This window comes from Mesorhizobium shonense (assembly GCF_040545255.1).
GTDB lineage: Bacteria > Pseudomonadota > Alphaproteobacteria > Rhizobiales > Rhizobiaceae > Mesorhizobium > Mesorhizobium shonense.
Genome location: NZ_JBEPLM010000001.1, coordinates 379,972 through 399,696, shown reverse-complemented (window position 1 = coordinate 399,696; position 19,725 = coordinate 379,972). Strand labels below are relative to the sequence as shown.

Sequence of the window (19,725 nt, the reverse complement as noted above, 5' to 3'; positions counted from 1 at the left end):
GTGACTGAACACGTTACTGTCGCGGCCGCCGGTTAATTTAGCGTTCTTTCACACCGTTGAATTGGCGGCAAGAAAAGCCTGCCGTTTGGACTCAAGCGCCGCGAAACGCTTCAGAAATGCCGCCTGCGCCCAGGTCACCGAGCGCGGCGTGAAGTCGAAGCGGTCGGCGGAAAAGCCGCGCGGGCGGCCGAAATACTCGGTCGCTTCCGCCGTCGAGAAGCCGGCAAGCATTGTGGCCTCGTAATAGGCGGCGATCTGGTCGGCGCGCTTGATGTCCTTGCGCAAGGCGGCGCCGAGCTCGGCCGGCAGCGAGAAGCGCAGATGGATGGCGCGCTGCAGGCGCAGCTCGCAATCCTTGTAGGAGCCGCCCATCACCGACTTGAATGGCGAGATCATGTCGCCGATGACATATTCGGGCGCATCGTGCAGCAGCGCCGTCAGCCGCGCCTCGGCCGAAGCCGCCGGCACCAGCTCGCCATACAGCGCCTCGACCAGCAGCGAATGCTGCGCCACCGAAAAGGCATGCTCGCCGCTGGTCTGGCCGTTCCAGCGGGCGACGCGGGCGAGACCGTGCGCGATATCGGCAATCTCGATATCGAGCGGCGAGGGGTCGAGCAGGTCGAGCCGCCGGCCCGACAGCATGCGTTGCCAGGCGCGCGGCGGCGCCCCGGCGCGGTCGGCCGCCATCAGGCCTCCTCCGCGCTGACTGTGTCCCGCGGAAAGGTGAATTTTGCCCATGCTGGGATGGCAAGGATGATTGCTGTCTCGCCGGCCATGATCGCATCGCAGGCATCGAGCGCCGCCTTGACGCGGTCGATGCGCGCTATGGCGAGGCCGCGTCCGCCGCTTACCGAACCCAGCATGCCGACCGGCCGGCCATTGACAGTCACCTCCGTGCCGGCCGGGGGCAGCGACCCGGCGGCGACGGCGATCAGCACACGACGCCTGGCGGTGCCGCGGTGCTGCATGCGCGAGACCACTTCCTGTCCGACGTAGCAACCTTTCTTGAAGCCGACGCCGCCGGTTTCATCCAGCAACACGTCATGCGGGAAGGCGTCGCCGAGCTGGTAGTCCGAACCGCTTTCGGCGATGCCGTTGGCGATGCGGAGCGCCTGCCATGCCTCGGCGTTGCCGTCGCTCGCCGCGCCGCTGTAGACACGCCTGACCGCCACATCGCGGAAGCGGGCGTCGGTAAGCGTCGTTGAATCAGCCCCAATTGAATCGAAATGTGAGGCGGTTGAATCATCGCCCCACGCGACGGTGACAAGCGTCTGATCCTGCTTGGCAATCTCGGCCTTTGCCCTTAGCCGGTAAAGCATCAGCCGGCGCACGAAATCGTCGGCTATGTCGGCCCGGCATTCCAGCTGGAAGCCGTTTTCGCCGGCGCGCGAGATCAGGAAGTCGAACAGGATCTTGCCTTGCGGCGCAAGCAGCGCGCCAGGCTTCGCTTCGCCGGGGCTGAGCGTGTCGAGATCGGTGGTGAGGATGTTTTGCAAAAAATGCTCGGCATCCGGGCCCGATACGGAAATGAGCGCGCGGTCTTTCAGCAGGGCAAAGGGCATGAGCGGCCTGATCTTGCAAAAATGATGGTCATTACGTAAGCCGGCCACACTCCCCCCGCAAGAGATTGGCCCCGCAAGAGATTGGACCTGCCATGGCAACCACCTTCGACCTCATCCTGACAGGCGCTACGGTAGTGAACCATGACGGCGAGGGCCGGCGCGATGTCGGCGTGCGGGCAGGGCGCATTGCCGCGATCGGCGATTTAGGCCAAGCCTCCGCCGGTGAAACGATCGACTGCCGCGGCCTGCATATCCTGCCCGGCATCGTCGACAGCCAGGTGCATTTCCGTGAGCCGGGGCTGGAGCACAAGGAAGATTTGGAGACGGGCTCGCGCGCAGCAGTGCTCGGCGGCGTCACTGCCGTCTTCGAGATGCCCAACACCAATCCGCTGACGACCAGCGAGGCGGCACTTGCCGACAAGGTGCGGCGCGCCGAGGGCCGCATGCATTGCGACTTCGCCTTCTGGGTCGGCGGCACCCGCGACAACGCGGGCGACGTCGGCGAGCTGGAGCGCCTGCCGGGCGCCGCCGGCATCAAGGTTTTCATGGGCTCGTCCACCGGCGACCTGCTGGTCGAGGACGATGAGGGTGTCGCCTCGATCCTGAAGAACACGCGCCGCCGCGCCGCTTTCCATTCGGAGGACGAGTTCCGGCTGCGCGAACGGCTGGGCCTGCGCGTCGAAGGCGATTCCTCGTCCCATCCGGTCTGGCGCGACGAGATCGCGGCGCTTCGCTGCACGGAGCGCCTGGTGCGCATCGCGAGACAGACACGCGCGCGCATCCATGTGCTGCACATCTCGACGGCCGAGGAGATCGTCTTCCTCGAACAGCACAAGGATGTCGCCACCTGCGAGGCGACGCCGCATCATCTGACGCTGACCGCGGACGACTATGCGCGGCTGGGCACGCTGATCCAGATGAACCCGCCGGTGCGGGCAGCGCGCCACCGCGACGGCGTCTGGCACGGCATTTCGCAAGGCATCGTCGATGTGCTCGGCTCCGACCACGCGCCGCATACGCTGGCCGAGAAGGCGAAACCCTATCCGGCCTCGCCGTCCGGCATGACCGGCGTGCAGACGCTGGTGCCGATCATGCTCGACCATGTCAACGCCGGCCGGCTCACCCTGCAGCGCTTCGTCGATCTCTCCAGCCACGGCCCACAGCGCATCTTCGGCATGGCGCGGAAGGGCCGCATAGCCGCCGGCTACGACGCCGATTTCACCATCGTGGACCTCAAGCGCCGCGAGACCATCACCAACGCGCAAGCGGGCTCCAAGGCGGGTTGGACGCCCTATGACGGCAGGCAAGTCACCGGCTGGCCGGTGGGCACGATCGTGCGTGGTAACCGGGTGATGTGGGAAGGCGAGATCGTCGCACCCGGCCAGGGCAGGGCGGTGGAGTTTTCCGAGGCGCTGGCGGCTTGATGACGCTTGGCGCGAGCCAGGCCTTTGATTCACAAGCGTTTTGAACTATCTTGTGAATGCTATGAACACTGACGCCACGATTGTCCCTGCCGAGTTTCCGCAGCTTCGGGCGCTTGCCTGGAGCAGGGACATTTCACGTCCGATCCCGGCTGAGGAGGCATTTGCGCTGTACGAGCGCAACTGGCGCTTTGTCGATCAAAAGCACCTTACCGTGCGCGAAAAGCAGCTTATACAAGAGCTCGCCAACAAGTTCGGCCACGGGGTCCTTTTGACCACGTAACTCTCTCTTTCTTTCTCATCAGATCAATAGAGCCACCGCGCGCGGACGCCATGCGGGAATTCAAAAAGCCGGAACATCGCATCATTGCTCAGGCTCTTGGGCTGATGGATCATGGATTCCTGATTGCAAATCATTGCTGGTTCGGCGGCGGGACCGCGATTGTGCTGAAGCTCGGCGAGTACCGGCGGTCATTGGATCTCGATTTTCTGTGCGCCGATGCCGATGGCTATCGCGAACTGAGGACGGCAGCCGTGGAACGGGGTGTGAGGGCATTCTTTCCCGAACCCGTCGAGGCAGTTCGGGATTTCCAGGTTGATCAATATGGTCTCAGAACTGTGGTGCGTCTGGATGATCTGCCGATCCGGTTCGAGGTCGTTCGCGAAGGGCGCATCTCTCTGCAGGGCCATTTGGATACCGATCTGGACGTACCTGCTCTGATCCTGGCCGATATGTTTGCCGAGAAATTGCTGGCGAATGCCGATCGATCTCAGGACCGCGCCGTGGCCTACCGCGATGCTTTGGATATTGGCATGCTAACACAGGCTGGTGGTGAAATCCCGTTCGCCGCAGTTGAAAAGACAGAAGCTGTCTATGGCCGGGATATCCGCAACAAGGCGACGTGGGTTTTGAACAGGCTGCGGAATGAAGACGAACTGCGCTACGCAGCCGATACTCTACAAATGAACGTCGACGAGGCGCGCGACGCACTCGCGGCTTTTCGACAAGAAGCGCTCCGCGTTTGGCCGGATGCGGGGATCAGCAAGGATTAAATCTCAATCCCCGGCGACGAAAAACAGCCACTGGCCGGTGGGCGTGATGCCGACGCGGTAGAAGATGTAGGCGCCGAACTGCTTCATGTCGTCGTAGTCGCTCGCCGTGACGAGCTTGAACAGCTCGACGCGCTGCCTCGGATCGAGCTTGTCGAGCGGCAGCGCGAAGAAATACGGCCAGACATAAAGTTCCTGCGGCGTGCCGGTGTCGACATGGACATAGCCGGCGCTGAGCACCTCTTCCAGAATGGCGAGGATCTCCTGGCCGTCGCCGTCGCCGGACAGCCCCTTGAGGAAGGTGATCGGATCGCCGTCGATGTCGCCGAGCGAAAGCTGCGTCATGGAATCGCCTGAGCCGATCAGCGACCGAAGTTTTTCGATGTCGCCGGTCTTGCAGGCATCGATGATCAGGCCGTGCATGCGCTTGACCGGTTCGGGAAGCTTGTCGAGGTCGTAGACGACAGCGGGAGGCGGCGCGTCCGGATCGGCGCGCGGGCTGGTGATGCCGCCGCTGCCGGAAGGCGTTTCAGGTTCGCTCTTGTCCGTGTCGGCCGGCTGACCGTTGTCGGAGGGTTTGGTGCCGGGTGGGTCCGGCATCGGCACAGTGGTCCCCGGCGCGGTGTTGTCATTATTGGCAGGCGGCGTGACTGGCGAGGGCAAATCCTGGCGTTGGATCTCACTCAGCGCATAGGAAGGCGTGCTGGCGAGGCATAGCGGAAACGCCAGGCAGGACGCGGCGATCCACATGCCGATGGTCCAGGCGCGCGACCAGCCTGCCAATGAAAATCTCACCCCTTGCCTCTCCATGGTTCCCGGGCTCGCTCGGTCCGGACAGCGTTTGAGCTGTTAAGGCACCAGCGCATGATGCCCAAATGGCGCGTCGCCGTCAAAGTCGCTGTCAGAAGCTGGCGGGCGACGGCGTGTTGAGATTCAGGTCAAGCCGAGTCGGAGTCGAAGACGGGCGCGAAGCGACCAAACTGGGCGGGTTCCGAGAACCGGCCTACGCCGGCCGTAGCCTTCATAGGGCGGAGACATTTGTGAGGGCTTCGACCGGCGAAGGCCGGAAGCGCAGGAAACCGCCATTTGCAGGCCGGCATCACCTGAATCTCAACACGCCTTAGTGCTTGAGCCGCTCCGGCTCGAAAGCGCCGGAGATCACCTTCTCGCGCATGCGGTCGAGGAGGGCCAGCGCGGACGTCTCGCCATTGGCGCGCAGCATCTCGCCAAACGCGGTTTCGAGGGCCGCTTCGGCGATGATTTCGGGCTCGATGCCGGCCGACAAGCCTTCAGCCCACGCCTCGCTGTGGCTTTCCACGGCGGTCAGGCGCTTTTCTTCTCTGACCAACGCGTCGATGTCGCTGACACCATGTTCCATTGCGATGTCCACCTTTTTCAAGCGACGGTCCGGCAAGGGACCAAGCTTGACCTGCCAGTTCATCCGCAACCTCGGATAAGTATTTGTAAATACGACATTTTTGCGGTCGCAATCTACATTTCGAGCAAGGCTGCGCTCAATCCAGGCCGACCTTAGCCGATTAGGCCGGCTTGCGGCATCAAAACCTTCAGTTTGAGTTAATTCCGCAATTGCGCGCTAACGTTTCATTAACATAGTTGCACAAGTGCCACACATGATTGCACCAAGGCGCGGCCTGACACAATAAGCCATGTCACATTGGGACCGACTATTGTGGAACATGTGCATAAACCGGTAGTCGCGACAGGCTTGTCCCTCAATTCCCGTAGCGGGAAGCGATGTCGCGCGAGAGCGTTTCGCCTTCCTTCATGTAGCGGGCAATGGCCTCGGCGGCCGAGGGCGTGCATTGGGTATAGGTGCCGCTGAAGGAGCGGTAGCCGCGGTTGAAGGAGGCGATGAAGCGGGCGCGCCGGTCGGGATCGGGGTTCTCAGACTCGAGCAGCTTTTCCATCTCGACCCGCCACTGGTCGCCTTTCTCGCCGCACAGATTGCGCAGGAAATGCAGCGATCCCAGCACCTCGGCGAGCCGCATCAGCCCGGGCTCGAACGGCGCCTCGGCCGCCGGCGCCGGCCGCGCCATGACGGCCATGCTGACGGCGAGGCATGCGGCGGCGAGGGCGGAGGCGCGGATCATAGGCCTATGTGACCAAACAACTCGTCGCTCGCAAGCCGATTTTGGAAGACTGTTGGCATTGGCCGTCGAACGAATGCGCTGCCCTCATTGGCGGCCAAACTGCCGAGGTTCGCGCCGCCCCTCATTGCCCTGCCGGACATTTCTCGCCGTATAGTGACGGGGAGAAAGGGCTGACCGCAGCGCTGGCTCCCTTCTTGCAACGCCAGCGATTGGCGAAAGCGGCGATGAGAGCGTCCCTCTCCCCGTCACTATACGGCGAGAGGATGCCGGCGGGCAGGTGAGGGGCAGCGGAGACGCCTGGAAGTCATAGCGTTGCGCTGTCGAAGCTACCTATGCGAATCGCCAAGCAACTCTCTCGCAACCTCAAGCACCTCATCCGCAAGCGGCATCTCCGCCATTTCCGCCAGCGTGTAGAAGGCCGCCGTCTCCGCATCGTCGCTCGCCACCGGCTCGCCGCGAACATAGGCCGCACCGAACACCGTCAGCAGATAGTCGACGGCATGGTTCTCTGCACGGCCGTCGATATGGATGTCGCGCAGCGGCTGGTAATCCCCGGCCTCGAGCCCGGTTTCCTCTTTGAGCTCGCGCGCGGCGGCCTGCGCCAGCGTCTCGCCCGGTTCGACCTTGCCGCCGGGATAGGCGTAGAGCCCTTGCGAGGGCGGCCGCGCGCGCTTGACCAGCAGCACCGTCATGCCGCGCACGACGGCGACGGAGACGGCGGGGATTATCTTGCGTGGTTCCATGCGTTTCTGCAGCCTATTGTGGACCGATTGGCCGGATCCAGCTTTAGCGGTTGCGGCGTGGCTGTTCCATCGCCACTTTCACGAGAAATCAAATCGACGAGCCGAGTTCATGTGCGGACGTTTTGCCTTGACCGCCACGCCGGGCCAGACCGCCGCCTCTCTCGGCCTGGCGGAGCTGGAGGAGTTTCCGGCCCGCTACAACATCGCCCCGACGCAGCCCGTGCTGATGGCGCTCGCCGGTCCGCCGCGAGCACCCGGCTCCAACCTGCCGGACCGCCAGGCGATGCTGGTGCGCTGGGGCCTGATCCCGGCCTGGGTCAAGGACACGTAGGAATTTCCGCTGCTCTTCAACGCCCGCTCGGAAGGCGTGCTGGAAAAGGCCTCGTTCAAGACCGCCATGCGCCATCGCCGCGCTCTCGTGCCGGCCTCCGGCTTCTATGAATGGCAGCAGTCGGGCGCCGCCAAGGGCCAGCCCTACTGGATCCGGCCGAAGCGCGGCGGCGTGGTCGCCTTCGCCGCCCTGGTCGAGACCTATGCCGAACCAGGCGGCTCCGAGATGGATACCGGCGCGATCCTGACGACGCGCGCCAATGCCGGCATCGCCCATATCCACGACCGCATGCCGGCGGTGATCGAGGAGCGCGACTTCGCCCGCTGGCTGGATTGCCGCACCCAGGAGCCGCGCGACGTGCTCGATCTGCTCAAGCCCGCCGGACCAGATTTCTTCGAGGCAATTCCGGTTTCCGACCTTGTCAACAAGGTCGCCAACACCGGGCCGGAGATTCAGGAGCGGGGCATCGTCTGGCCTCAGCCCGAAAAGGTCAGGCGCCAGAAGCCCGGCGCGGACGAAAACCAGATGACCTTGTTTTAGCGAAGGCTAGCGGAGGCCTTCATCTCCAGGGCGCGCATTTGCATCGCCCTTATCGCCGGCGCCCATCCTTGGGAGCCAGCGCCGGTCGTGCCTTTTCAGGCGGCGCGCGGCGAAACGATCTTCTGTGCCGGCTTCTTCTTCCTGGCGGTGTGAAGAAGGGCTGCGACGATGGCCGCCGGGCCGATCGCGCGGTAGTGCTTGGTGAGCGGCTGTTGCGGCGGTCGGCTCTGTTCCTGCTTGCTTCGTGGCATTGTTCTCTTCCCTGGTATGCTTTCGTGTCGGCGTTTGATGGTCGATTCGGACCAAATCGTGACGTTTGGCGGTCTAGCCCGAGAATGTTTCATCACTGTGCCGACATGTTTAATAAAATGTTTCGGCCCGTCTTTACCTGTGATCCAACGACGTCTTTCTCAGCTGCAGCGACTTGACGGCAACACCGGCGGGCGCGATAAAGCCGCCCATGAAAACGTCTTTCGCCATTTGTGGCATTTGCATTATTGACTAGCCTCGCGCTGGTCCGGACGTTTTCGCCTCATCTTTCCCTAGATTGGACAAACGCCCCGGCCAGCAGGCTGGAGCCCGATTTGCGCCTTGGCGCAGGCCTGGTTCCAGCCGGAGCATGACCCCGAAAAGTGGAAGCCGGTTTTCGGATAAGGTCATGCTCAAACAATGAACCAAAGGACCGGGACCGCATGTCTGACGCATCGAAGGGCCTCAGCCTCTACAACACGCTAACGCGGGTGAAGGAGCGTTTCGTTCCGATCGATCCGAAAAACGTGCGCATGTATGTCTGCGGCCCGACCGTTTATGACTTTGCCCATATCGGCAATGCCAGGCCGGCGATCGTCTTCGACGTGCTGTTTCGTCTTTTGCGCCAACTCTACGGCGAAAATCACGTCACATATGTGCGCAACATCACGGATGTCGACGACAAGATCAACGCCCGCGCGCTCCGGGATTTCGGCCGCGAGATTGCGGCGGGGAAGTTGTCGCTGAACGACGCCATCCGTAAGGTCACAGAAAAGACCGCCGATCAGTACCACAAGGATGTCGCGGCGCTCGGCTGCCTGGAGCCTACTTTCGAGCCGCGTGCCACCGAGTTCGTCGCGCCCCGCGCGGACGGCAAGGCCGACATGCTGTCGCTGATCGCGCAACTGATCGAGCGCGGCCATGCTTATGTCGCCGGCGGCGAGGTGCTGTTCGACACCGCCTCGATGCCGGATTACGGCGAGCTGTCGAAGCGCAATCTCGACGAGCAGCAGGCGGGTGCCCGCATCGCCGTCGATGCCCACAAGAAGAACCCCGGCGATTTCGTGCTGTGGAAACTGTCGACACCGGAAGAGCCGGGCTGGGAAAGCCCATGGGGCAGGGGCCGGCCCGGCTGGCACATCGAATGCTCTGCGATGTCTGCCGCCTATCTCGGCGAGGTCTTCGACATCCATGGCGGCGGCCTCGACCTGATCTTCCCGCACCACGAGAACGAGATCGCCCAGTCGCGCTGCGCCCATGGCACCAAGGTCATGGCCAATGTATGGATGCACAACGGCTTCCTGCAGGTCGAAGGGCAGAAGATGTCGAAGAGCCTCGGCAACTTCTATTCGATCCACGAACTGCTGGAGACCGAGACTTTCGGCGGCCGCACATGGCCAGGCGAGGTGCTGCGGCTGGCGATGCTGATGACGCATTACCGCGAGCCGATCGACTTTTCCGTGCGCAAGCTGGAAGAGGCGGAAAACACGCTGCGCAAATGGAAACGCGCCGCGGACCTGGCGCCTGCGGCGGCCAGGGAACTGCCTGCCGATGTGGTTGAAGCATTGTCCGACGACCTCGCGACTTATGCTGCCTTCCAGCGGCTGACGCAGCTTGCCGGAGAGGCTATCGAATTCAGCGGCAGTGGCGAGAACGCCGCCGCCGCTTCTCTCAAAGCGGCGCTCGCCTTCCTCGGCTTCGACGTCGGCGCCGCCAAGGTGGACGAAGCCGCGATTGCCGAGGCGATCGCCAGGCGCCTGAGGTTCATTGCCGACAAGAATTGGGCCGAAGCCGACCGCATCCGCGAGGAGCTCCTGGCGCAAGGCGTGCAACTGAAAGACGGCAAGGATCCAGTTACCGGCGAACGCGTGACGACCTGGGAGATCAGGCGGTGACGGTGGATGCTCCCGACGTAAAATTGGAGAGGATGGCGCGAGGCGCCCCCCTCTGTCCTGCCGGAAATCTCCCCCTCAAGGGGGGAGATTGGACGTCACTTCGGCTTTCGCTTATCGCCGACGTTGACGATTGGGCGCCGTCGGCGAAACCGCTAATCTCCCCCCTTGAGGGGGAGATGCCCGGCAGGGCAGAGAGGGGGGCCTCGCGATGACCCATCATCGGGTATCTCCGCTCAATCGCGGCAATGCGCGCAAGATGCGCAAGGCAATGACAGATGCCGAACTAAAACTCTGGAACGAAGTTCGCGCGCATAGGCTGATGGGCCTTTCCTTTCGGCGACAGATGCCTATCGCAGGCTACATCGTTGACTTTGCTTGTCCGATCAAAAAACTGATCGTTGAGATTGATGGTTCTCAGCACGCGCGTGCTGAAGCTTCGGCATCCGATGCTGCACGAACCGCGAAGCTCGAAGCGCTCGGCTGGACCATCCTGCGCTTCTGGAACGACGACGTGATCCGCGATATCGACAATGTCTGCCAGCACATCGTCATCGCGGCCGGCTTGGCCGGCGCCGACGTGCCCGCGCCAGCAACGGAGGAGGAGCTCGTTCCATGATCGACCATCTCGGCATCAGCGTTTCCGATTTCGAAAAGTCCAAGGCCTTCTACGACAAGGCGATGGCGCCGCTGGGCGCTTCGCTGCTCTACATGGTGCCCAAGGAATATACAGGCGGCGCCAAGGTCGGCGGCTATGGCCGCGACCGGCCGGTGTTCTGGGTGAGCGCAGGCAGGGAGAAGCCGAAGGACCACCAGCATGTCGCCTTCACCGCGCGCAGCCGCGCCGAGGTCGACGCCTTCCATGCCGCGGCGCTTGCCGCCGGCGGCAAGGACAATGGCGGGCCCGGCCTACGCCCGCACTATCACCCGAACTACTACGGCGCCTTCGTCTTCGATCCCGACGGCAACAATGTCGAGGCGGTCTGCCATGACCCGGAGTGAGCCCATGACTTGGAGGGAGCGATGAGCCTCGACAACCGGCCGGTCTATACGGGCGGCTGCCAGTGCGGCGCGGTCCGCTTCCGCGTCGAGGGCGCGCTCGGCGACGCCTCGGTCTGTCACTGCCGCATGTGCCAGAAGGCGAGCGGCAATTTCTATCTGCCGCTGGTCTCGGTGCGCGGCGCCAGGCTCGACTGGACGCGCGGCGAGCCGAAGCGGTTCCGCTCTTCCAGCGCCGCCTGGCGTGGCTTCTGCGCCGATTGCGGCACACCGCTGACCTTCGAGGCGCCGGATGGCGTGGCGCTTGCGATCGCCGCCTTCGACGATCCGGCAGAGATCGCACCCACCATCCAATGGGGCGTCGAAGCGAAGCTTCCTTACGTCGACGGCATCTCGAAACTGCCGTCCGAGGAGACGATGGGCGATGTCTCGTCGGCGCCTTACCTCGCCGAGCTCGTCTCCTATCAGCATCCCGATCACGACACCGACCAATGGCCGCCGGAGGAAAAACCATGACCGACCAGGTTCGAACAGGCGGCTGCCAGTGCGGCGCCGTGCGCTTCCGCATCAAGGGCAAGGTCGGACGCCCGTCCATCTGCCACTGCCGTATGTGCCAGAAACAATTCGGCAATTTCTTCGGCGCGCTGGTGACGGTGCCGAAGGACGGCGTCGAATGGACCCATGAGGAGCCGAGCTATTTCCAGTCCTCGGTCAACATCGACCGCGGCTTCTGCCGACGCTGCGGCACGCCGCTGACCTACCGCCAGCCGGGCGCGCTGGAGATTGCCATCGGCGCCTTCGACGACCGGTCGGATCTGGCACCGCAGATCCAGGTCAATTACGCGGTCCGGCTGCCCTGGGTCGAAAAGATCTTCGAAGCGCCGGTCCATGACGACCCCGACTACTACCGACGGCAGGAGCAGATCATCTCCTTCCAGCATCCCGACCACGAGACGGCCAACTGGCCGCAGCAGGGCTTGAAACTATGACGATCCACAGCAGTTCCTTGCGTACGCTCTATCCGGAGATCGAGCCGTTCGAGAGCGGCATGCTCGATGTCGGCGATGGTCACACCATTTACTGGGAGCGCTGCGGCACCAAGGGCGCCAAGCCCGCCGTGTTCCTGCATGGCGGTCCGGGCGGCACGATCTCGCCGAAACATCGGCGGCTGTTCGACCCGAAGCTCTACGACGTCATCCTGTTCGACCAGCGCGGCTGCGGGAAGTCGATGCCCAACGCCTCGCTCGAAGCCAACACCACATGGCATCTCGTCGCCGACATCGAGCGCCTGCGCGAGATGGCGGGCTTCGCCAAATGGCTGGTGTTCGGCGGCTCCTGGGGCTCGACGCTGGCGCTGGCCTATTCCGAGACCCATCCCGAGCGCGTCAGCGAGCTGGTCGTGCGCGGCATCTATACGCTGACCCGCGCCGAGCTCGAATGGTACTACCAGTTCGGCGTCTCGGAAATGTTCCCCGACAAGTGGGAGCGCTTCCTGGCGCCGATCCCGCAAGCCGAGCGCGGCGACATGATGGCCGCCTATCGCAAGCGGCTGGTGAGCACGGACCGTAAGGCACAGGTCGAGGCGGCCCTTGCCTGGAGCCTTTGGGAAGGCGAGACGATCACGCTTCTGCCGGAGCCTGAGACCAGCGTGCCGTTTGGCCAGGACGACTATGCGGTGGCCTTCGCCCGCATCGAGAACCATTACTTCGTCCATGCCGGCTGGCTGGAGGAGGGGCAGCTGCTGCGCGACGCCTGGAAGCTCAAGGACATTCCCGGCACCATCGTCCACGGCCGTTACGACATGCCATGCCCGGCGCGCTATGCTTGGGCGTTGCACAAGGCCTGGCCGAAGGCGGATTTCCACCTCATCGAAGGCGCCGGCCATGCTTATTCGGAGCCAGGGATTCTCGACCGGTTGATCCGGGCGACGGATGGGTTTGCGGGGAAAATCTAGTCGATGTACGGCGTTTCGTCCCACCCCCCTCTGGCCTGCCCGTCCTCCGCAGCAGCTGCGCTGCAGCTGCGGAGGGTGGACCGGCCATCTCCCCCGCAAGGGGGGAGATTGGATGTCGCCTTCGCTTTCGCAAACCGCCGACGCTGCAGGACGAGCGCCGTCGGCAAAGCTGCCGATCTCCCCCCTTGCGGGGGAGATGGCCGGCAGGCCAGAGGGGGGTGCTCAAGCGCCTTGCCATCATGACAAAACAAAGATTGTTCCTCTTCGACACCACGCTGCGCGACGGCCAGCAGACGCCGGGCATCGACTTTTCCGTCGAGGACAAGATCGCCATCGCCAAGCTGCTCGACGAGTTCGGCATCGACTATGTCGAGGGCGGCTATCCGGGCGCGAATCCGACCGACACCGCCTTCTTCCAGCAGAAGCGGACGGAAAGCGCGAAATTCGTCGCCTTCGGCATGACCAAGCGGGCAGGAGTCTCGGCTTCCAACGATCCGGGGCTGGCAGCGCTGGTGCAGTCGAAGTCCGACGCCATCTGCTTCGTCGCCAAGAGCTGGGACTACCATGTGCGCGTCGCGCTCGGCTGCACGAATGAGGAGAACCTGGAATCGATCAAGACCTCGGTCGAGACGGCGGCCGCCGCCGGCAAGGAGGCGATGGTCGACTGCGAGCATTTCTTCGACGGCTTCAAGGCCAATCCCGAATACGCGCTGGCCTGCGCCAAGACCGCCTATGCTGCCGGCGCACGCTGGGTGGTGCTGTGCGACACCAATGGCGGCACGCAGCCCTCGGAAGTGAGCGCCATCGTCGAGAAGGTCATCGCCGGCGGGATCCCAGGCGACCATCTCGGCATCCATGCGCACGACGACACCGGCCAGGCGGTGGCCAATTCCCTTGCCGCCGTCGAGGCCGGCGTGCGCCAGATCCAGGGCACGCTGAACGGCATCGGCGAGCGCTGCGGCAATGCCAATTTGATCTCGATCGTGCCGACGCTGGCGCTGAAGCCAGCCTTCGCCGACCGCTTCGAGACCGGCATTTCGGCCGAAGCGCTGACCGGCATTTCGCGGCTCTCCCGCGCCTTCGACGAGTTGCTGAACCGCGCGCCGGAGCCGCAGGCGCCCTATGTCGGCTCCTCCGCCTTCGCCACCAAGGCCGGCATTCATGCCTCGGCGCTCGCCAAGGAGCCGGCGACCTACGAGCATGTAGAGCCGCAAGCAGTCGGCAACCGCCGCCGCGTCATGGTCTCCGACCAGGGCGGCAAGGCCAATTTCCTCGCCGAGCTGAAACGGCGCGGCATCGAGGTGCCGAAGGACGATCACCGGCTCGACGCGCTGATCGCCGTCGTCAAGGAGCGTGAGGCCGAGGGCTACGCGTACGAAGGTGCCGACGCCTCCTTCGAACTCCTGGCGCGCAACATGCTGCATGGCCTGCCGAAGTTCTTCACCGTCACCTCCTTCCGCTGCATGGTCGAGCGCCGCTTCGACGCCAACGGCAATCTGAAGACCGTCTCCGAGGCGATCGTGAAGGTCGAGGTCGATGGCGAGGAGAAGATGTCGGTCGCCGAAGGCCACGGCCCGGTCAATGCGCTCGACATCGCGCTGCGCAAGGACCTCGGCAAATACCAGAGCGAGATCGTCGACCTCGAGCTCGCCGACTTCAAGGTGCGTATCCTCAACGGCGGCACCGAGGCCATCACCCGCGTTCTGATCGAATCGCACGATACCACCGGAGCCCGCTGGTGGACGGTCGGCGTCTCGGAAAACATCATCGACGCCTCTTTCCAGGCGCTGATGGATTCGATCGTCTACAAGCTGATGAAGAACCGCGAGATGGCGGGGCTGGTGGCGGCGGAGTAGGGCTCCTTTCCTCGCCCCCGCAAAGCCAGGGCAATCGCATATGGTGGCGCCAGCCCCCCACTCCGTCTCGGCTTCGCCGAGCCACCTCTCCCCCACGTTCGTGGGGGAGAGGAAACGCCAACCGACGAGGTTGCGGCCTTGAAAGGCTTGGGTTTCCTCTCCCCCATGGACATGGGGGAGAGGTGGCCGCGTAGCGGCCGGAGTGGGGGGCTGGCGCCACTTATTCGATTACCCTGCCCGCAAAGCGGGGGCGAGGAAACAACGTCTCGTCCCCTTGAACCATCACCAAAAGTCCATTGATCCATCACAACTTTGCGATGGTCATCAGCATGTGCCTGGGCCATAGCGTTGGGCCATGGTCACCGCAACAGCCGATCTCGATCAAGACGCAAAGGCCCGCCGCGGCTTCCTTTTGGCGCTCGGCGCCTATTTCCTGTGGGGGCTGCTGCCCTTCTACATGAAGGCGGTGGCGCATCTGCCGCTCGCCGAGGTGATCGCCAACCGCGTCGTCTGGTCGGTGCCGATCGCCGCTTGCGTGCTGGTCTGGGCCGGCCGCACCGCCGATTTCAAGGCGGCGATCCGCTCGCCTCGCAGCATCGCCATGGCGGCGCTGACGGCGGTGCTGATCTCGATCAACTGGGGCATCTATGTCTGGGCGATCGCGGTCGACCGCACCGTCGAGACCGCGCTCGGCTATTACATCAACCCGCTGGTCAGCGTCGTGGTCGGTGCCGTGCTGCTCGGCGAGAAGCTCGACCGCCTGCAGATCGCCGCGGTGGCGCTGGCGGCGATCGCGGTCGCCGTGCTCACTGTCGAGGCCGGCAAGTTGCCCTGGGTGTCGCTGGCGCTCGCCTTCTCCTTCGCCGCCTACGGCTTCTTCCGCAAGACGCTGCCGATCGGCCCGAGCCAGGGTTTCCTGCTCGAAGTGCTGCTGCTCTCGGTGCCGGCGCTCTGCTACATCGCCTACCTGATTGCGACCGGCCAGGATCATTTCATCTCCAGCACCGCGAAAGACACCGCGCTGTTGATCGGCTGCGGCCCGATCACCGCGGTGCCGCTTCTGCTCTTTGCCTTCGGCGCCAGGCTGCTCCGCCTCTCCACCATCGGCATCATGCAGTATATCGCGCCGACCATGGTGTTCCTGATCGCCGTGCTGATCTTCGACGAACCATTCGGCACGATCCAGGCCATCGCCTTCGCACTGATCTGGACGGCGCTGGCCATGTACAGCTGGTCGATGTTCAAGGGCCGCGAGGCCAGGCCGGCGGCACCAGCGACAAGGTAAGCATTGCCAGGAAAGTGCAAGACGGTTTCCGTCCGGAATTGCGTCAAACTAGACAGCAATTCCAGGAAAAGTGTGAGCGGTTTTCCGTCCGGAATTGCGTCAAACTGGACAGCAATTCCAAGAAAAGTGTGAGCGGTTTTCCGTCCGGAATTGCGTAAACAGGAAGGAGAGGCATCCGATGTACGTGCTGCATATCGGCAACAAGAACTATTCGTCCTGGTCGCTGCGGCCGTGGGTGCTGATGCGCGCCCTCGATATTCCCTTCGAGGAGCGGCTGACGCCGTTCCCGACCGGATCGAGTTTCAGCCTCTTCCGGTCGTTCTCGCCCAATGGCCGCGTGCCCTGCCTGGTCGACGACGGCTGGGCGGTCTGGGATTCGCTCGCCATCGTCGAATATCTGGCCGAGCGCCATCAGGCCGTCTGGCCGGACGATGCGAAAGCGCGCGCCTGGGCGCGTTCGGCCGCGGCTGAGATGCATTCGAGCTTCACCGCGCTGCGCAACCTCTGCCCGATGAGTTGCGGCGTGCGCGTCGTATCGTTGCCGATGTCCAATGCGTTGAAACATGATCTCTTCCGCCTCGACGACCTTTGGAACGACGGCCTCGCCCGTTTCGGCGGACCGTTCCTCGCCGGCGACCGGTTCACCGCGGTCGATGCCTTCTTCGCCCCGGTAGCCTTCAGGGCGCAGTCCTATGGCCTGGCCTTCGAGGGCGCCGCCGCTGCCTATCCCAAGCGGTTGCTCAACCTACCGGCAATGCGCGAATGGTATGCGGCTGGCCTCGCCGAGACATGGCGCGAGCCGGACCACGAAGCCGAGGTCAGTGCCACAGGAACGATTGTCGAGGATCTGCGCGCGACTGCCTAGTTGTTGTTTTTCGCAATTCCGGACGGGAGTCCGGCATTGCCCTAAACGCGGCCAAGCCGCCGCACGATCATGTAGACGATGCCGGCGATAATGACCGATATCGCCGTCACCACCCAGAAACCCATCGGCGTGCCGACCAGCGGCAGCCCGCCGACATTCATGCCGAACAGGCCTGAGATGATGGTCATCGGCAACAGCACCGCCGTCATGACGGAGAGGATATAGAGCAGCTGGTTCGACTGCTCCGTCAGCTTCGCCATCAGCTCATCCTGCAGGAGCCTGGTTCGCGCCTGCAATTGCTCGCCGTCATGATGCAGCGTGTGCGCCCGGTGCGAGAGCCTCGTCGCCATGTCGTTGATCGGGTCCGGCAGGTCGTCGCGGTGCGAATGGTCGAGATGGCGGAAGAGGTTGCTGAGCGTCGCCATCTGCCGGTGGATGATCACCAGTTGCCGGCGCGCGTCGACCAGGGCCTGCCGTTCGCTGTGCCAGGCGTCGCAGACGATGCGGTCCTCGATGCCGTCGAGCGTGTCGCCCATCTTGTCGAGCGCGCCCGACATGCCGTCGAGCGACTGGCCCATCACCGCCTCGATCAGCTCGGCCGGCGAATGGAATTTGCGCGTGCCGCCTTCCACTGCCTTGCGGATTTTGTCGACCGATTCCAGCGGCTGCTTGCGGGCGCCGATCAGCATCGTCTCGTTGAAGGCGAAGCGGAAATGCGTGAGCCCGCGCGCCTCGGCGAAGTCGTGCCTGAGGTCGGGGAGGTCGCCGTAGAGGAAGTCATCCTCGAAATCGATATGGCAGCCATGGCTGGGCGACAGGAAGGCCTCGCGCACCGGCGCCGGCAGCGCCTGCTCGGCGCCGATCTCCCGGCGCGCGCGCATGTCGGTGATTTGGTAGCTGCGCCACGTCCAGCGTGCCTCGGCCGGGTCCTTGGTGCGCAGGCCCTGGGCGGTGAAATGATAGATGAAGAACAGACCGTGCTCGTCGGGCAAATAGGGCGAGAGGTCGGTGCCTTCGTTGGGGACAGCGATGTTCATGGCGGCTTCGCCGGCTCTTGATGCGGTCGGGCTCGCTGGGGGCGGCCGGGTGAAGCTTCTAGCACGGGCCCCCCTGCATTCGTGTGACAGTTCGGTGACTGCGGGCGTGCGCCGGCCGACGGTCCTTCCGCGGCGAGATTCCGCGCTTCTCAAAAAATCTTCGTCCATCCGGGAATAAAGCCCGGGCCTTCCGGGTCTTGCTGTGTAGCGGGGCGGACCTTCGGGCCGGACGTCGCCAGCCCCGGAGGAATGCTCACTTCCAGGAAACCACCGCTATACGCAGTCACTAGAAAGGAGACTTCTGATGTTCAACATGTCACGCCGCATGGTGCTCGGATCCGCCGCCGCCGCGGCCGCCTTCGGCATTGCCGGCAGGCTGGAATTCGCGCCTGCCGCTCACGCCGAAACCCCGGTCGAGCCGCTGGTCGGCTTCTACAAATACAAGGTGGGCTCGCTCGAGGTCACCGCCGTCTATGACGGCATCTGGCGCAAGCCGCACGATCCGGCCTTCATCAAGGACGTCTCGGTCGACGACACCAAGGCGGCGCTCGCCAAGGCGGGGCTCACCACCGATTTCATGCCCATCCCGCTGACCGTCGTCGTTCTGCAGATGAACGGCCGCACCATCATGATGGATGCCGGCTCCGGCGTCGGCCAGTGGCAGGCCAACGCCACGCATCTGCCGGCCAACATGAAAGCCGCCGGCATCGACTACAAGGCGATCGACACTGTTCTGATCTCGCATTTCCACCCCGATCATGTCTGGGGCCTGATGGAGAAGGGCACCAACGCGCCGGTGTTCCCGAATGCCGAGCTGATCGTCAACGCTGCCGAATACAATTGGTGGACTGACCCCAGCCGGCTTGCCAAGCTTCCCGAAGGCCGCAAGCCGGCGGGCAAGCGCATCGCCGAAAACTTCCCGAAGTGGAAGAACTGGAAGCTGGTGGACGACGGCACGGAAGTGGTGCCCGGCATCCGAATCATGGCCGCGCCCGGCCATACGCCCGGCCACTCGGTCTACCATGTCGATGCCGGCTCCGAGCAGTTCCTCGTCTCGGCCGACACCATGTATGTGCCGGCGCTGCTCGCCCCGCATCCCGAATGGCAGGGCGCCTACGACCAGGACGGGCCGATGGCGATCGCCACGCGCCACCGGATCATCGACCAGGTGATCGCCGACGACGTCCGCGTCTGCGGCTCGCATTTCCCGTTCCCCGGCACAGGCAGCTTCGTCAAGGACGGCAACGCCTACGCCTTCACTCCGACCCAGATCTGAATCGAACTCTGAGAAGAAAGCGACAACGCCAATGAAATATGCACTTTTCGCGGTGCTCGGCGCCATTGCGGTGCTGACCGCGGCCCCGATCGCCATCGCCGTGCCGGCCTATGCCGTGGACGACATCGAAGGCGCCGACGCGCCGGACCTGACGGCCGTGAAGGCCAAGATCGACGCCAAGGACTATCAAAGCGCGCTGGCCGACCTGCGCGACCTCGCGCAGGACACCCAGCAGGCCGACGTCTACAACCTGCTCGGCTTCACCCTGCGCAAGACCGGCGACTACCAGACCTCGCTCACCTACTACAGCAAGGCGCTGGAGCTTAAACCCGACCACAAGGCCGCCCACGAATATCTCGGCGAGCTCTATGTCGAGACCGGCGACATGGCCAAGGCCAACGAGCAGCTCGCCTCGCTGCAGAAACTCTGCCCGGCCGGCTGCGAGGAGCTTTCCGACCTTAAGCAGGCCATCGACACCAAGGTGACGAAGTAGGAGTGGGCGCCGTTCTTCGCCCGGACGAGTGCCGCGAAGTGGCCGGCGACAGGGCATTCGA

The 19,725-nt window shown here is 63.9% G+C and carries 22 protein-coding genes and 1 pseudogene; 15 read left to right on the top strand and 8 right to left on the bottom strand.

Annotation, left to right across the window (positions count from 1 at the left end; all coding sequences use genetic code 11):
• Positions 1–48: 48 nt before the first annotated feature.
• The gene (locus ABID26_RS02250) at positions 49–687 is read right to left on the bottom strand and encodes an HD domain-containing protein (RefSeq protein WP_126101195.1); all 639 of its coding nucleotides are present in this window, start codon (positions 685–687) and stop codon (positions 49–51) included.
• Complete coding sequence (gene ygfZ / locus ABID26_RS02245) at positions 687–1,562, bottom strand: CAF17-like 4Fe-4S cluster assembly/insertion protein YgfZ (protein WP_292301509.1); 876 nt, start codon at positions 1,560–1,562, stop codon at positions 687–689. Before ygfZ ends, ABID26_RS02250 begins: the two co-directional genes overlap by 1 nt.
• A gap of 92 nt (positions 1,563–1,654) precedes the next feature.
• Here ygfZ and ABID26_RS02240 point away from each other — a divergent pair, with 92 nt between their 5' ends.
• From ABID26_RS02240 to ABID26_RS02230, 3 genes are all read left to right on the top strand, one after another.
• Complete coding sequence (locus tag ABID26_RS02240) at positions 1,655–2,986, top strand: dihydroorotase (protein ID WP_292301507.1); 1,332 nt, start codon at positions 1,655–1,657, stop codon at positions 2,984–2,986.
• Between the two features lie 61 nt (positions 2,987–3,047).
• Complete coding sequence (locus ABID26_RS02235; RefSeq protein ID WP_126101192.1) at positions 3,048–3,266, top strand: hypothetical protein; 219 nt, start codon at positions 3,048–3,050, stop codon at positions 3,264–3,266.
• A 50-nt stretch (positions 3,267–3,316) separates the two neighbouring features.
• Complete coding sequence (locus ABID26_RS02230; RefSeq protein WP_126101191.1) at positions 3,317–4,036, top strand: nucleotidyl transferase AbiEii/AbiGii toxin family protein; 720 nt, start codon at positions 3,317–3,319, stop codon at positions 4,034–4,036.
• Positions 4,037–4,039: 3 nt separating this feature from the next.
• Here the strand turns inward: ABID26_RS02230 and ABID26_RS02225 are convergent, their stop codons facing one another.
• From ABID26_RS02225 to ABID26_RS02210, 4 genes are all read right to left on the bottom strand, one after another.
• A complete protein-coding gene (locus ABID26_RS02225; protein WP_126102786.1) occupies positions 4,040–4,783 on the bottom strand; it encodes a hypothetical protein in 744 nt (247 codons plus the stop codon).
• 370 nt (positions 4,784–5,153) lie between these two features.
• Positions 5,154–5,411 (bottom strand): hypothetical protein, encoded by a 258-nt coding sequence (locus ABID26_RS02220; protein ID WP_040972051.1) that lies wholly within the window; start codon positions 5,409–5,411, stop codon positions 5,154–5,156.
• Positions 5,412–5,766: 355 nt separating this feature from the next.
• Complete coding sequence (locus ABID26_RS02215) at positions 5,767–6,144, bottom strand: TIGR02301 family protein (RefSeq protein WP_292301503.1); 378 nt, start codon at positions 6,142–6,144, stop codon at positions 5,767–5,769.
• Between the two features lie 326 nt (positions 6,145–6,470).
• On the bottom strand, positions 6,471–6,887 hold the full coding sequence (locus tag ABID26_RS02210) for an NUDIX hydrolase (protein WP_292301501.1): 417 nt from the start codon (positions 6,885–6,887) through the stop codon (positions 6,471–6,473).
• Between the two features lie 109 nt (positions 6,888–6,996).
• Here ABID26_RS02210 and ABID26_RS02205 point away from each other — a divergent pair.
• Positions 6,997–7,758: pseudogene (locus tag ABID26_RS02205) on the top strand (SOS response-associated peptidase).
• Between the two features lie 95 nt (positions 7,759–7,853).
• Here the strand turns inward: ABID26_RS02205 and ABID26_RS02200 are convergent.
• A complete protein-coding gene (locus tag ABID26_RS02200; RefSeq protein ID WP_292301497.1) occupies positions 7,854–8,009 on the bottom strand; it encodes a hypothetical protein in 156 nt (51 codons plus the stop codon).
• Between the two features lie 441 nt (positions 8,010–8,450).
• Between ABID26_RS02200 and cysS the strand changes: the two genes are divergently transcribed.
• From cysS to ABID26_RS02155, 9 genes are all read left to right on the top strand, one after another.
• Positions 8,451–9,902, top strand: coding sequence for a cysteine--tRNA ligase (cysS, locus tag ABID26_RS02195; protein WP_126101187.1), 1,452 nt, complete (start codon positions 8,451–8,453; stop codon positions 9,900–9,902).
• A gap of 208 nt (positions 9,903–10,110) precedes the next feature.
• Positions 10,111–10,518, top strand: coding sequence for an endonuclease domain-containing protein (locus ABID26_RS02190; RefSeq protein ID WP_126101186.1), 408 nt, complete (start codon positions 10,111–10,113; stop codon positions 10,516–10,518).
• Positions 10,515–10,901, top strand: a complete 387-nt coding sequence (locus ABID26_RS02185) for a VOC family protein (RefSeq protein ID WP_126101185.1) — start codon at positions 10,515–10,517, stop codon at positions 10,899–10,901. Before ABID26_RS02190 ends, ABID26_RS02185 begins: the two co-directional genes overlap by 4 nt.
• A 21-nt stretch (positions 10,902–10,922) precedes the next feature.
• Positions 10,923–11,414: a GFA family protein gene (locus ABID26_RS02180; protein ID WP_126101184.1), complete on the top strand. Its 492-nt coding sequence runs from the start codon at positions 10,923–10,925 to the stop codon at positions 11,412–11,414.
• The gene (locus tag ABID26_RS02175) at positions 11,411–11,887 is read left to right on the top strand and encodes a GFA family protein (RefSeq protein ID WP_126101183.1); all 477 of its coding nucleotides are present in this window, start codon (positions 11,411–11,413) and stop codon (positions 11,885–11,887) included. Before ABID26_RS02180 ends, ABID26_RS02175 begins: the two co-directional genes overlap by 4 nt.
• Positions 11,884–12,852, top strand: a complete 969-nt coding sequence (gene pip / locus ABID26_RS02170; protein ID WP_126101182.1) for a prolyl aminopeptidase — start codon at positions 11,884–11,886, stop codon at positions 12,850–12,852. The genes ABID26_RS02175 and pip overlap by 4 nt, the downstream gene beginning before the upstream one ends.
• A 239-nt stretch (positions 12,853–13,091) precedes the next feature.
• Positions 13,092–14,708, top strand: coding sequence for a citramalate synthase (gene cimA, locus ABID26_RS02165; RefSeq protein ID WP_354413625.1), 1,617 nt, complete (start codon positions 13,092–13,094; stop codon positions 14,706–14,708).
• A 355-nt stretch (positions 14,709–15,063) separates the two neighbouring features.
• Positions 15,064–15,993, top strand: a complete 930-nt coding sequence (rarD, locus tag ABID26_RS02160) for an EamA family transporter RarD (protein WP_354413624.1) — start codon at positions 15,064–15,066, stop codon at positions 15,991–15,993.
• A 178-nt stretch (positions 15,994–16,171) separates the two neighbouring features.
• Positions 16,172–16,858 carry a glutathione S-transferase family protein gene (locus tag ABID26_RS02155; RefSeq protein WP_354413622.1) on the top strand — a complete coding sequence of 229 codons (687 nt, stop codon included), beginning with the start codon at positions 16,172–16,174 and terminating at the stop codon, positions 16,856–16,858.
• Positions 16,859–16,899: 41 nt separating this feature from the next.
• Here ABID26_RS02155 and ABID26_RS02150 read toward each other — a convergent pair whose 3' ends face one another.
• Positions 16,900–17,895, bottom strand: a complete 996-nt coding sequence (locus ABID26_RS02150) for a transporter (protein ID WP_354413620.1) — start codon at positions 17,893–17,895, stop codon at positions 16,900–16,902.
• A gap of 304 nt (positions 17,896–18,199) precedes the next feature.
• Between ABID26_RS02150 and ABID26_RS02145 the strand changes: the two genes are divergently transcribed.
• Together ABID26_RS02145 and ABID26_RS02140 are read left to right on the top strand one after the other, a co-directional pair.
• The gene (locus tag ABID26_RS02145) at positions 18,200–19,171 is read left to right on the top strand and encodes an MBL fold metallo-hydrolase (RefSeq protein WP_354413619.1); all 972 of its coding nucleotides are present in this window, start codon (positions 18,200–18,202) and stop codon (positions 19,169–19,171) included.
• A 31-nt stretch (positions 19,172–19,202) separates the two neighbouring features.
• On the top strand, positions 19,203–19,664 hold the full coding sequence (locus ABID26_RS02140; protein ID WP_354413616.1) for a tetratricopeptide repeat protein: 462 nt from the start codon (positions 19,203–19,205) through the stop codon (positions 19,662–19,664).
• Positions 19,665–19,725: the final 61 nt, after the last annotated feature.

Bases quoted from the DNA above. Each gene is read 5' to 3' on its own strand.
- ABID26_RS02250 (WP_126101195.1), bottom strand. From the start codon at position 687: ATGGCGGCCGACCGCGCCGGGGCGCCGCCGCGCGCCTGGCAACGCATG.
- ygfZ (WP_292301509.1), bottom strand. From the start codon at position 1,562: ATGCCCTTTGCCCTGCTGAAAGACCGCGCGCTCATTTCCGTATCGGGC.
- ABID26_RS02240 (WP_292301507.1), top strand. From the start codon at position 1,655: ATGGCAACCACCTTCGACCTCATCCTGACAGGCGCTACGGTAGTGAAC.
- ABID26_RS02235 (WP_126101192.1), top strand. From the start codon at position 3,048: ATGAACACTGACGCCACGATTGTCCCTGCCGAGTTTCCGCAGCTTCGG.
- ABID26_RS02230 (WP_126101191.1), top strand. From the start codon at position 3,317: ATGCGGGAATTCAAAAAGCCGGAACATCGCATCATTGCTCAGGCTCTT.
- ABID26_RS02225 (WP_126102786.1), bottom strand. From the start codon at position 4,783: ATGTGGATCGCCGCGTCCTGCCTGGCGTTTCCGCTATGCCTCGCCAGC.
- ABID26_RS02220 (WP_040972051.1), bottom strand. From the start codon at position 5,411: ATGGAACATGGTGTCAGCGACATCGACGCGTTGGTCAGAGAAGAAAAG.
- ABID26_RS02215 (WP_292301503.1), bottom strand. From the start codon at position 6,144: ATGATCCGCGCCTCCGCCCTCGCCGCCGCATGCCTCGCCGTCAGCATG.
- ABID26_RS02210 (WP_292301501.1), bottom strand. From the start codon at position 6,887: ATGGAACCACGCAAGATAATCCCCGCCGTCTCCGTCGCCGTCGTGCGC.
- ABID26_RS02200 (WP_292301497.1), bottom strand. From the start codon at position 8,009: ATGCCACGAAGCAAGCAGGAACAGAGCCGACCGCCGCAACAGCCGCTC.
- cysS (WP_126101187.1), top strand. From the start codon at position 8,451: ATGTCTGACGCATCGAAGGGCCTCAGCCTCTACAACACGCTAACGCGG.
- ABID26_RS02190 (WP_126101186.1), top strand. From the start codon at position 10,111: ATGACCCATCATCGGGTATCTCCGCTCAATCGCGGCAATGCGCGCAAG.
- ABID26_RS02185 (WP_126101185.1), top strand. From the start codon at position 10,515: ATGATCGACCATCTCGGCATCAGCGTTTCCGATTTCGAAAAGTCCAAG.
- ABID26_RS02180 (WP_126101184.1), top strand. From the start codon at position 10,923: ATGAGCCTCGACAACCGGCCGGTCTATACGGGCGGCTGCCAGTGCGGC.
- ABID26_RS02175 (WP_126101183.1), top strand. From the start codon at position 11,411: ATGACCGACCAGGTTCGAACAGGCGGCTGCCAGTGCGGCGCCGTGCGC.
- pip (WP_126101182.1), top strand. From the start codon at position 11,884: ATGACGATCCACAGCAGTTCCTTGCGTACGCTCTATCCGGAGATCGAG.
- cimA (WP_354413625.1), top strand. From the start codon at position 13,092: ATGACAAAACAAAGATTGTTCCTCTTCGACACCACGCTGCGCGACGGC.
- rarD (WP_354413624.1), top strand. From the start codon at position 15,064: ATGGTCACCGCAACAGCCGATCTCGATCAAGACGCAAAGGCCCGCCGC.
- ABID26_RS02155 (WP_354413622.1), top strand. From the start codon at position 16,172: ATGTACGTGCTGCATATCGGCAACAAGAACTATTCGTCCTGGTCGCTG.
- ABID26_RS02150 (WP_354413620.1), bottom strand. From the start codon at position 17,895: ATGAACATCGCTGTCCCCAACGAAGGCACCGACCTCTCGCCCTATTTG.
- ABID26_RS02145 (WP_354413619.1), top strand. From the start codon at position 18,200: ATGTTCAACATGTCACGCCGCATGGTGCTCGGATCCGCCGCCGCCGCG.
- ABID26_RS02140 (WP_354413616.1), top strand. From the start codon at position 19,203: ATGAAATATGCACTTTTCGCGGTGCTCGGCGCCATTGCGGTGCTGACC.